The 11,748-nt window shown below is 50.2% G+C and carries 7 protein-coding genes; 1 reads left to right on the top strand and 6 read right to left on the bottom strand.

What is annotated here, in order from left to right:
* Nucleotides 1–54 precede the first annotated feature (54 nt).
* Complete coding sequence (locus CHL74_RS02445) at nucleotides 55–2,019, bottom strand: ABC-F family ATP-binding cassette domain-containing protein (protein ID WP_094879533.1); 1,965 nt, start codon at nucleotides 2,017–2,019, stop codon at nucleotides 55–57.
* 40 nt (nucleotides 2,020–2,059) lie between these two features.
* Nucleotides 2,060–2,512, bottom strand: coding sequence for a hypothetical protein (locus CHL74_RS02450; protein ID WP_141241210.1), 453 nt, complete (start codon nucleotides 2,510–2,512; stop codon nucleotides 2,060–2,062).
* Between the two features lie 189 nt (nucleotides 2,513–2,701).
* Here CHL74_RS02450 and CHL74_RS02455 point away from each other — a divergent pair, with 189 nt between their 5' ends.
* The gene (locus tag CHL74_RS02455; RefSeq protein WP_094879535.1) at nucleotides 2,702–3,508 is read left to right on the top strand and encodes an MBL fold metallo-hydrolase; all 807 of its coding nucleotides are present in this window, start codon (nucleotides 2,702–2,704) and stop codon (nucleotides 3,506–3,508) included.
* A 58-nt stretch (nucleotides 3,509–3,566) separates the two neighbouring features.
* Here the strand turns inward: CHL74_RS02455 and uvrA are convergent, their stop codons facing one another.
* The 4 genes from uvrA to CHL74_RS02475 all read right to left on the bottom strand — a co-directional run bounded on the left by uvrA (nucleotide 3,567) and on the right by CHL74_RS02475 (nucleotide 11,715).
* Nucleotides 3,567–6,389 (bottom strand): excinuclease ABC subunit UvrA, encoded by a 2,823-nt coding sequence (gene uvrA, locus CHL74_RS02460; protein WP_094879536.1) that lies wholly within the window; start codon nucleotides 6,387–6,389, stop codon nucleotides 3,567–3,569.
* Between the two features lies 1 nt (nucleotide 6,390).
* Complete coding sequence (gene rho, locus CHL74_RS02465) at nucleotides 6,391–8,379, bottom strand: transcription termination factor Rho (protein ID WP_094879537.1); 1,989 nt, start codon at nucleotides 8,377–8,379, stop codon at nucleotides 6,391–6,393.
* A 235-nt stretch (nucleotides 8,380–8,614) separates the two neighbouring features.
* Entirely contained in the window at nucleotides 8,615–10,384 is a 1,770-nt protein-coding gene (gene rpsA / locus CHL74_RS02470; RefSeq protein WP_094879538.1) for a 30S ribosomal protein S1, read from the bottom strand.
* 149 nt (nucleotides 10,385–10,533) lie between these two features.
* Nucleotides 10,534–11,715 (bottom strand): transglycosylase SLT domain-containing protein, encoded by a 1,182-nt coding sequence (locus tag CHL74_RS02475; RefSeq protein WP_094879539.1) that lies wholly within the window; start codon nucleotides 11,713–11,715, stop codon nucleotides 10,534–10,536.
* Nucleotides 11,716–11,748: the final 33 nt, after the last annotated feature.

Genomic DNA, 11,748 nt, shown 5'->3' on the forward strand with positions numbered 1-11,748 from the left:
CTCCGTGTCGTCCTTTATTGTATTATGCCTTTCCTGTTGTCCGTTATTTTTACGTTAGGCATCCTGGCTCTGGAGGTTTTCCAGGTCTTCCGACAGCTGTGTCCAGATGAGTTCTTCCTCGTCCATGCGCTTCTTTATTTCGGTGTATTCCGTCACAAGCTTCATGTCTGAGGCACCTTCCGGAGTGCAGAGCTGTGCGTCCAGCTCTTTCAGGCGGTTTTCCATTGCCTCAATTCTCTCCTCCGACTCCTTCACGCTCTTCTCCGCCTTACGGATTTTCTTCTGCCATTCCTTGTGTTCGGCGTAGCTTTGCTTGGCAGGTTTGTCTTCCGTCTTGGCGTTGGCTGCCACGTCGTTGGCTGCGGATGTGGAAGTGGGGGAGGTGTTGTTATTGCCCAGCTGGTCCAGACTTTCTATGTTGTGCTGTCTCAGATAGTCATAAATGCCACCCAGATGTTCTCTTACCTTTCCGCCTCCGAACTCGTAAACCTTCGTCACAAGTCCGTCAAGGAACTCACGGTCGTGGCTTACGATGATTGCTGTTCCGTCGAAAGCGTTTATTGCCTCCTTCAGCACTTCCTTTGAAGGTATGTCGAGGTGGTTGGTTGGCTCATCGAGAATAAGGAGATTCACAGGCTCAAGCAGCAGCTTTATCATAGCCAGTCGGCTGCGTTCGCCTCCGCTAAGCACCTTCACCTTCTTGTCAATGGCTTCTCCTCCGAACATAAACGAACCGAGTATGTTCTTTATTTTCAGTCGGATGTCGCCCTTCGCCACGTTGTCTATGGTCTCGAAAACCGTCAGTTCGCCGTCAAGAAGTTGCGCTTGGTTCTGTGCAAAGTAGCCTATCTGCACGTTGTGACCAACCTTCAAGTTGCCCGTAAACGGAATCTCGTTCATGATACACTTCACGAGAGTAGACTTTCCCTCGCCGTTCTTGCCCACGAAAGCCACCTTCTCGCCACGCTTGATGGTCAGCGTCACGTCAGAGAATACTGTGTGCTCGCCGTAGTCCTTGCGCACGTCCTCGCAGATAATGGGGTAGTCGCCAGAACGGAGGCAAGGCGGGAATTTGAGGCGCATGGCAGACGTGTCCACCTCGTCTATCTCGATGGGCACAATCTTCTCCAGTTGCTTTATTCGGCTTTGCACCTGCACAGCCTTTGTCGGCTTATATCTGAAACGCTCTATGAAGTCCTTGATGTCAGCTATTTCTTTCTGCTGATTCTCGTAAGCTCTGATCTGCTGTTCGCGTCTTTCGTCGCGCAGCTTAATGTATTCGTCGTACTTCACCTTATAGTCGTTCACTCTTCCGCAGGTTATTTCGATGGTGCGGTTGGTGACGTTGTTAATGAATGCGCGGTCGTGGCTGACGAGCACCACAGCCTTGGCGTTCTGCTGCAGAAATCTCTCCAACCATCCTATACTCTCAATGTCAAGGTGGTTGGTGGGCTCGTCGAGAAGCAGGATGTCGGGATGGCGGAGCAGAATCTTCGCCAGCTCTATACGCATACGCCATCCTCCGCTGAATTCGCTTGTAGGACGGTCAAAGTCGGTGCGCAGAAAACCGAGACCGGTAAGTGTACGTTCTATTTCAGCCTCATAATTGTCGCCTCCAAGCATCTGGTATCTGTCGTGTTCTGTAGTGAATTTCTCCACGAGCTTGGCGTATTCCTCGCTTTCGTAGTCGGTACGTTCGGCAAGCTCCTTGTTCAGCCTGTCAATCTTTTCCTTCATCTTCGTGTTGTCGGCAAACGCCTTGCGTGCCTCTTCCTTCACGGTGGTGTTGTCCTGAAGAATCATCACCTGCGGAAGGTAGCCAATCGTTGTGTCCGAGGGAATTGCCACGTTTCCGCTTGTGGGGTGCTGCAGCCCACAGATTATCTTCAACATAGTTGACTTGCCTGCGCCGTTTTTTCCTACAAGAGCTACCCTGTCGCGGTCGTTGACAACGAAGTTGACATCTTTAAAGAGAGGTTTAACACCAAATTCTACTGTCAGATTATCTATTGATATCATGTGCTTTCTTAAAAGTTTCTATTATGTTTCCGTTTTGTTTTTATATAGGACATTCCGTGTCCACATACCAGTTTCCTGACACCTTCTTCATCCTAAGCGTCTTCTTTATCTTTTCCTTGATGCTGCCGCGCTTTCCTATGGAGTCGCACACCAGGACGTTCTTGATGGTCATCTTCACGTCCGCAGTTGTTTCGTCGTCGTTAAGCTCCACGTCATCTATTTCGCATTCTGCGGTGTCCGTCTGAGCGTTTATTACGTCCACGTCTTCTTGCGTAATGTTAGTGGCTCTGAAGACAATCCACTTCTTGGCATTTTCCGTACACAGCGTTAATGACTGCTTGTACCTCAGATTGAAGTAGTTTTGTGCAAAAGTCAAAGCACGCTCTTCTGCGGTGTTAGCATCCTTATCGCTGCACGAGAGCAATAATGAAACGAACAGCCCCATAAAGGCGAAAATGTACGCTGTTGTCTTCCTTGATTTTATAATGTTCATCTTGTTCTTCGGATTGTGTGAATCATATTTTTGTTAGCCAATACAAAATTACGAAAAATATGCTACTATGAGAAGGAAAGCATGCTATTATTCCTTGACGTGAGTGGATTTGCTATTTATAATTTGGTCTTTTGCAGCGTTTTTAATACTTTTGCATTCCTATTTCCGAAAATTACAAGTATTATATAAATGTTAGATTTTATATCTTTTGGGAGTGGTAGCAGCGGCAACTGCTATTACCTCTTTACAGAAACCGACGGATTGCTTATTGACATTGGTGTCGGTATAAGGTCGCTAAGGAAGAGTTTTCATGATTATGGACTCGACTTCTTCAGCGGTTTCAAGAACATTCTTATCACTCACGACCATGCTGACCACATCAAGTCTGTCGGTTCTTTAAGCAAGAAGCTCGACATTCCTGTATGGACCACGGCTGCCGTGCATGGAGGAATCGACAAGAATTATAGTGTGAAGTGTAAGTTGATGAAGCACAATCGTAAGATTATAGAGAAGAACGTTCCTTTCAATGTGGGCGAGTTCCACGTAACGCCGTTCGCCGTTCCGCATGACAGCACGGACAATGTGGGCTACGAGATTAGTTGTCAGGGCGTTGTCTTCACCATTCTTACTGACGTCGGTCATGTTACTGAGGAGATGAAGGCTTTGATAAGACGCACCAATTATCTTGTTGTCGAGGCAAATTACGATTCGCACATGCTTGCCAACGGTCCTTATCCCGTTCATCTTCAGGAACGTATAAGATGCGGAACAGGTCATCTTAGCAACACACAATGCGCTCAACTCCTGACGGAAAACTACACGGAGAACTTGCGCCATGTGTGGCTTTGCCATCTTAGCCACGAAAACAACAAGCCCGAAATAGCCCATGCGTGCGTTGTTGATACGATGAAAAGCGCAGGCATAGAGGTGGGGGTTAAGGTGGACGTAGAGCCGTTGAGACGAAAATTGCCAACGGGTGTGTTTCATCTTGTCTAAAACTTAAGAGGGTGTGTAAAAACAAGCAGTTTTTTACACACCCTCTATTTCGTTATTATTATATTGTTTCTTCAAGCTTTTCCTTCAGATACTTGCCGGTTATGCTCTTTTCGCATCCTGCAATTTCCTCAGGTGTTCCGCAGCAAACGATGTTGCCACCCTTGTCGCCACCATCCGGTCCGAGGTCGATGACGTAATCGCCGCATTTTATCACGTCCATGTTGTGTTCAATCACCACGATGGTGTGACCCTTCTCTATCAGCGAGTTGAACGATTCCATCAACTTGTGGATGTCGTGGAAGTGAAGTCCGGTTGTCGGCTCGTCGAAGATGAAGAGCGTTGGGGCTTGCTTCTCCTGACCGATGAAGTAGGCGAGCTTCACACGTTGGTTTTCTCCTCCTGATAGGGTGGACGAGCTTTGTCCCAGCTTCACATATCCCAGACCTACAGCCTCAAGTGGTTTCAGACGTGAGGCAATCAGGTCCTGCCCGTGTTCCGTGAAGAATGCTATGGCTTCCGTTACGGTCATGTTCAGCACGTCGTTGATGTTCTTGCCGTGGAAGCATACGTCCAGAATGTCCTTCTTGAATCGCTTGCCATGACAGCAGTCGCATTCGAGCACCAAGTCTGCCATGAACTGCATTTCCACGGTAATCACTCCGGCTCCCTTACATTCCTCGCATCGTCCTCCTTCCGTGTTGAATGAGAAATACTGCGCCGTAAATCCTTCCTGCTTGGCAAGAGGCTGGTCAGCGAAGAGTTGTCTGATGGCGTCGTAAGCCTTTATGTATGTGGCAGGGTTAGAGCGTGTGCTCTTGCCGATGGGGTTCTGGTCTACGAACTCCACGTGCTTCACCTGCTGCCAGTCGCCTCCTAAGGCAGAATATTCTCCCGGTGGGTCTGCCACCTCGTTAAGGTGTCTCTTCAGAGCCGGATACAGAATGCCCTTGATTAGTGACGACTTGCCCGAACCGCTCACGCCAGTAACGACAGTCAGCACGTTCAGCGGAATCTTCACGTCTATTCCTCGAAGGTTGTTCATTCTCGCTCCCTTCACCTCAATGGCAAGGTTCCATTGGCGGCGTGACGAAGGCGTGGCTATGCGTTCCGTTCCGTTTAGGAATCTGACGGTATGGCTTAGGGTTTCCTTGCCCTTCATCTTTTCCACGTCGTCCAGACTTCCTTCGAAGACTATCTCGCCACCCTCGCTTCCTGCTTCCGGACCAACGTCAATGAGGTGGTCGGCTGCTCGCATAATCTCTTCGTCGTGTTCCACCACAATCACCGTATTGTGAAGCTGCTGCAACTCGCGCAATACGTGAATCAGACGGTCCGTGTCTCTGCTGTGCAGACCGATGCTTGGCTCGTCCAGAATGTAGAGCGATCCGACAAGCGAACTGCCGAGTGAGGTGGTAAGGTTGATGCGCTGGCTCTCGCCGCCACTCAGAGTGTTCGAGGCTCGGTTGAGCGTTAGGTATCCGAGTCCCACGTCCAGCAGGAACTGCAGTCTGCTACGTATTTCTGCCAAGAGACGTTTGGCTATCTTGGCTTCGTTCTCGCTGATCTGCAGATTGTCAAACCACACCTTAAGGTTAGTGACAGGCATTTCCACAAGGTCAACGATGCTCATTCCGCCTATCTTCACCCATGTGGCCTCTTTCTTCAGACGTGTGCCGTGGCAAACCGGGCAAATTGTCTTGCCTCTGTATCTGCTCAGCATCACGCGATACTGAATCTTATACTGGTTCTCCTTCACCATATTGAAGAACGAGTCGATGCAGACGCGGTCTCTTTTCTCCTTTCCCTTTTCGGAAGGCAGACCGTGCCACAGCATGTCCTTCTGTTGGCGGGTGAGATTATAGTAAGGCTCGAAAATGGGAAACTTGTCATTGGCGGCCTGTCGGCAGAACACTTCCTTCCACACTCCCATCTTCTCTCCGTGCCAGCATTGCACGCAGCCGTCATAGACGCTCAGCGAAGTGTTGGGGATGACCAGCTTCTCGTCTATTCCCATTATCTTTCCGAAGCCCTCACATTCAGGGCAGGCACCAGCCGGCGAGTTGAATGCGAACATGTTCTCGTTGGGTTGCTCGAAGCTTATTCCGTCTGCTTCGTAGGCTGTGGAGAAGTCGTAGGTGATCTTGGAAGGGAAGAATATCAGGCGGCACGTGCCGTTGCCTTCATAGAAAGCCGTCTCGGTGGAGTCGGCGAGTCGTGAGATATTTGCCTTCGAACCTCCTGCCGCCATACGGTCTATAAGAATGTATATTTCGTCCGGCTTGGCGTTTTCCACGGCTTCCTTGTCCGTGAGGAAATCGTCAATCCTTACGAAGTCATTCTTATACCAGATGCGGGAGTAGCCCTGTTGGTTCTCTATGCTCAGTTGCTTTTCGAGGGCTCTTCCCTCAGGCAGCTGCAGCGGGGCGAGGATGGCAAACTTGGTGCCCTCAGAGAAGTTGCTTACACACTCTATGATGTCCTCATTGGTGTGCACTTTCACCTCTTCTCCGCTTATGGGCGAATAAGTGTGGCCTATTCTTGCGAACAGGAGTTTTAGGTACTCGTAGATTTCGGTGCTTGTGCCTACCGTACTTCTCGGGTTGCGTGAGATTACTTTCTGTTCGATGGCGATAGCAGGGGGCAGACCCTTTATTGTGTCGCATTCCGGCTTGCTCATGCGTCCCAAGTACTGTCTGGCGTAAGAAGACAGCGATTCTACATAACGACGCTGGCCTTCGGCATACAAGGTGTCGAAAGCCAGCGAGGATTTACCGGAGCCAGAGACTCCGGTTATTACGATGAATTTATCTCTTGGTATGTTAAGGCTCACATTCTTCAGGTTGTTGACACGTGCGCCTTTTACCTCAATGAATTGTCCCATTTTAATCGTTCATAGACAGAAGGAACTCGTCATTATCGCGAGTCTTGCTCATGCGGTCATGGATGGAGTTCATGGCTTCTATCGGGTTCATGTCTGAAATAAACTTACGAAGAATCCACATACGGTCAAGTGTGGTCTTGTCCTGGAGCAGGTCGTCGCGTCGTGTGCTTGAAGCCACGAGGTTGACAGCCGGGAAGATGCGCTTGTTAGAGAGCGAGCGGTCGAGCTGGAGTTCCATGTTGCCGGTTCCCTTGAATTCCTCGAAGATCACCTCGTCCATCTTCGAGCCTGTGTCGATAAGGGCTGTTGCGATGATGGTGAGCGAACCGCCTCCTTCGATGTTTCGTGCTGCACCGAAGAAGCGCTTGGGCTTCTGGAGGGCATTGGCGTCCACACCACCCGTGAGCACCTTGCCTGATGCCGGCGACACGGTGTTGTAGGCACGTGCCAGACGTGTGATTGAGTCGAGGAAGATAACGACATCGTGTCCGCATTCCACCATTCGCTTCGCCTTCTCCAGTACTATTCCTGCTATCTTGACATGGCGTTCTGCCGGCTCGTCAAACGTGGAGGCGATTACCTCCGCATTTACGGTTCTTGCCATGTCCGTCACCTCCTCAGGGCGCTCGTCAATGAGGAGCATCATGAGGTAAGCCTCAGGGTGGTTGGCAGCGATGGCGTTGGCGATGTCCTTCATGAGGATGGTCTTACCGGTCTTGGGCTGTGCCACGATGAGTGCTCTCTGACCCTTGCCGATCGGCGAGAAGAGGTCAACGATGCGTGTTGAGAGATTTGTCGTGGCTCTGTCGCCGCACAGCGAGAATTTCTCGTCAGGGAAGAGTGGGGTGAGGTGCTCGAAGGCAATACGGTCGCGCACTTCGTTCGGCTCGCGTCCGTTAATCATCTCAATGCTTGTCAGCGGGAAGTATTTCTCTCCGTCATGCGGCGGACGTACGCGGCATTGCACCACGTCACCGGTCTTCAGACCGTAGTTCTTGATTTGCTGTGTCGATACGTAAACGTCGTCCGGAGAAGAGAGATAGTTATAGTCGCTCGAACGGAGGAAGCCATAACCGTCTGGCATTACTTCCAGCACGCCGTTGGCAGAAATGATGTCTGTGAAGTCGAACTGCGGAACAGCAGGAGCTGTGGTCTGCGTCTGCATCATTACGGGCTGGTCTGCTGGCATCGAAGATGTCACGTTGTCAAACATGTCGTACGTCGGTACGGCTCCCTGGTCTTCTATCGGCAGGTCCACTACGGTGATGAAGTCTGTGCCGTCGCCCGGGTCGCCTTCCCAAATTCCGTTTGCGATGGCGTCACGCTGGTCTTCCGCGTTTTCGTTGTGTGCGTTTATCTTTGCCTGAAGCTGCGCAAGGAGCTGCTCGTGCTGTTCGTCATTCTCTGTGTTTGCTGCGTGCATGTTGGCTTCAGGAATGAAGTCTGCTGGTGTTTCTGCGGGTGCTGTTGTCTGTTCTTCAGCCTCGTCTGTGCTTGTGCTGTCCATTTCGTTTGCAATTGTTGTGTCTTCTGTTGCTTCAGGCGCGTTTTCTTTCAGCCTTCTCGACTCCTCTATTGCAGAAAGCAGTTCAAGTTCTCTTTTCGACTTTCTTCCTCTATGCTTCGGAATTGCCATCAACTGTTCTTCAAGCGAAAGTTCGTTTGTGTTGTCGGTCGTGTCTGTGTTTTCCTTGAACAATGTGGTCTGGGGGGCGTCCTCTTCGTTAGTCCTGTTTTTCTTTAAGTCAAAGTTTTCGCCTTCCTTTCCGTTGACTGTATATACGCGGTCTGTGTCTTTCTTAACTATTCTTGTTCGACGACGTTTAGGACCAAGAGGATTCTTGCTTCCTTCTATATCTGCCTGCTTGTCAAGAATTGCATATATCAGGTCTTGGGCACCGGTTTCGTCATTGAAATCAATGCCTGCTTCGCGAGCAATGTCTTGCAACTCAGCAATATTTTTAGCTGATAATTCGTCTATGCTATACATGAAGATTAAAAAAATATATAGTGAAAAAATAACGTTTCAGGAACGAAACGCTTATGTGTTTTTATTGTTATTCAATAATTATGCTACAAAGGTAATAATAATTATCCGAAACTAACGGTTTTGGATGTAATAATTCTTACGATTAACTCATGTTAACATAAAACAAAAAAGGCAATCCCGGATGTTTGTTCCAAGATTGCCTTTTATTTTATTTATCTGTGATCAGGGGTTGTGATTACTCGCCCTTCTCCATCTTAGCCTTCAATTCAGCGAGAGCGTCGATGTCACCGAGTGTGGTGCTTGCTGCTACGTTGTTGATTGCAGGAGCTGACTCCTTCTTGGCTGTGTGCTTGCGAACCGGCTTAACATCGTCCTTGCCAGCCTCGAATGTGCGGCTGTGTGAGAGGATGATGCGCTTTGTCTCCTTAACGAACTCGATTACCTTGAACTCGAGCTCCTCGCCGAGCTGAGCCTGTGTGCCGTCTTCCTTAACAAGGTGCTTCGGTGTTGCGAAGCCCTCGCCACCCTCGTTGAGAGTGATGACAGCGCCCTTGTCCATCATCTCGGTGATCTTACCTGTGTGAACAGAACCCGGAGTGTAGAGCTCCTCGTACTTGTCCCAAGGATTCTCCTCGAGCTGCTTGTGACCGAGGCTGAGACGACGGTTCTCCTTGTCGATTTCGAGGACAACAACGTCGATGCTTGCGCCTACCTGTGTGAACTCTGAAGGATGCTTTACCTTCTTTGTCCAAGAGAGGTCAGAGATGTGGATGAGGCCGTCTACGCCTTCCTCGAGCTCTACGAAGATGCCGAAGTTGGTGAAGTTGCGAACCTTTGCTGTGTGCTTGCTGCCTACAGGGTACTTAACCTCGATAGCCTCCCACGGATCTTCCTTAAGCTGCTTGATGCCGAGAGACATCTTGCGCTCTGCACGGTCGAGTGTGAGGATAACTGCCTCTACCTCGTCGCCTACGTGGAGGAACTCCTGTGCTGAACGGAGGTGCTGGCTCCAGCTCATCTCTGAAACGTGGATCAGACCCTCAACGCCCGGAGCGATCTCTACGAATGCACCGTAATCAGCGATAACGACTACCTTACCCTTAACGTGGTCGCCTACCTTGAGGTTCTCGTCGAGAGCGTCCCAAGGATGCGGAGTGAGCTGCTTCAGACCGAGAGCGATGCGCTTCTTCTCGTCATCAAAGTCGAGAATTACGACGTTGATCTTCTGGTCGAGTGCTACAACCTCGTGCGGATCGCTTACGCGACCCCAAGAGAGGTCTGTGATGTGGATGAGTCCGTCAACACCACCGAGGTCAACGAATACGCCGTATGATGTGATGTTCTTAACGGTACCCTCAAGAATCTGACCCTTCTCGAGCTTGCTGATGATCTCCTTCTTCTGAGCCTCGAGCTCAGCCTCGATAAGAGCCTTGTGTGAAACTACTACGTTGCGGAACTCCTGGTTGATCTTCACAACCTTGAACTCCATTGTCTTGCCGACGAATACGTCGTAGTCGCGTATAGGATGAACGTCGATCTGGCTTCCCGGGAGGAATGCCTCAATGCCGAATACGTCAACAATCATGCCACCCTTAGTGCGGCACTTGATGTAACCCTGGATGATCTCCTCGTTCTCGAGGGCTGCGTTAACGCGCTCCCAGCTCTTGCTGAGACGTGCCTTCTTGTGAGAGAGTACGAGCTGACCCTTCTTGTCCTCCTGGTTCTCAACGTAAACTTCTACCTTGTCGCCTACCTTGAGCTCAGGGTTGTAACGGAACTCAGAAGCGGGGATGATACCGTCGCTCTTGTAACCGATGTTAACGATTACTTCCTTCTTGTCTACAGAAATTACGGTACCCTCTACCACCTGGTGCTCTGATACCTTGTTGAGTGTTTCGTCGTAAGCCTGCTCGAGCTCCTGCTTGCTTACGTTTGAGCTACTGCCGTTTTCAAACTCGTCCCAATTGAAGTCTGCCAATGGCTGTACGTTCTTTAAATCTGACATAAAAATGAATTAATAAAAATGAAATTAATAAAGTTAGACTTTATGTGAATTAATAATCGAGTTGCAAAGTTAAACATTTTTCTCTACACCTCTTTTATTTATATATGACTTTCTCTATGTGTTAAACAAAATTTAACGCATATTAACCCTTATAGCTTGAACCTATGCTTCTTTGTGGCTTTGTGTGGCGCGTCTGTTCCGGGCGCAGGGAAGCTGAACACCGAGCTGCTGCCGGCTCTTGCCACGCCTCTATACTGCCTCCATCTGTCTCGGATGCGTGCCACGTAGCCCACGGTTTCCGTGCCTCTCATATATCCGTATTTCACCACGGGGTCGTTATAGTATTGTGGTGTCTGGAGGTTGAGGATGAATGGTGCCACGTCGTCCCAGCGGTGCTTGTCCTTGCCGTATTTCTCTGCCAGTCGCATGGCGTCGCGAATGTGGAAGTAGCCGCCGTTATAGCTTGCGAGGACGAAGAGCTGACGTTCCATGGGGTTGCGTACGTCCTGGAAGTGCTTGCTCAGCTCGGCTATGTAACGTGCTGCGGCATAGATGTTTTCTTCCGGGTCGTACATCTTGTCCTCTGCCAGTCCGAGGTGAGCTGCCGTTGCGGGCATAATCTGCATCAGTCCTCTTGCGCCAGCCCATGAGTAAGCCTTGGGGTCGAAGCACGACTCCTGATAGCATTGTGCTGCCATCAGCCTCCAGTCCCATCTTGCTATGGGGGCGTAGCGCTGGAAGAGATGGTCGTATTGTGATATTTCTCCGCGACTGGAGTTGAGCATCGGGGCATAGACGTGTCTGTGGACGCTTGCCACGGACAGCTGCGTCCTTTCCTCTCGCTTCACCTCCGCCAGAAGGCTGGGGGAGTACCATCCGTTTATCGTGTCTGCCAGTTCCTTGTTGGCGCTGCTTACCGCCCAAGCCGTCGAGTCTGTCCCGTATCCGCACGGCACGGTGCCTTCCTGCTTCTTCTCTATCTGGTAGGCGATGATGTCTCCGTCGCCGTTCTTCAGACGGCTTAACATTTCCTCCTTCGTCTTGCATACGTCCACTCTCAGCGACACTCCGAGCTTCTCTGCCAGACGTTCGCACAGTCTGTACTGCGTTCCCATTCCGCGTCCGTGATAGTCGTAGTAAGATTCCGGACCGCTCATGGTCAGCATGATCATCTCGCCGTTTCCGATGATGTCCTGAATGGTGTACGCCCCTGCTGCCTGTGGCGTGATGGAGTCGGTTATCAGTTCGCCCCACGGCGTGTATTCGGCTTGCTTCTTCTCCGAGCATGAGAGGATGAGGAGTATGATGAATGTTAATTGTAGGAGTTTCATCTTTTGGCTTATCGTTTTTTTTGAATGTGGCTA

This window comes from Prevotella sp. 885 (assembly GCF_002265625.1).
Classification (GTDB): domain Bacteria; phylum Bacteroidota; class Bacteroidia; order Bacteroidales; family Bacteroidaceae; genus Prevotella.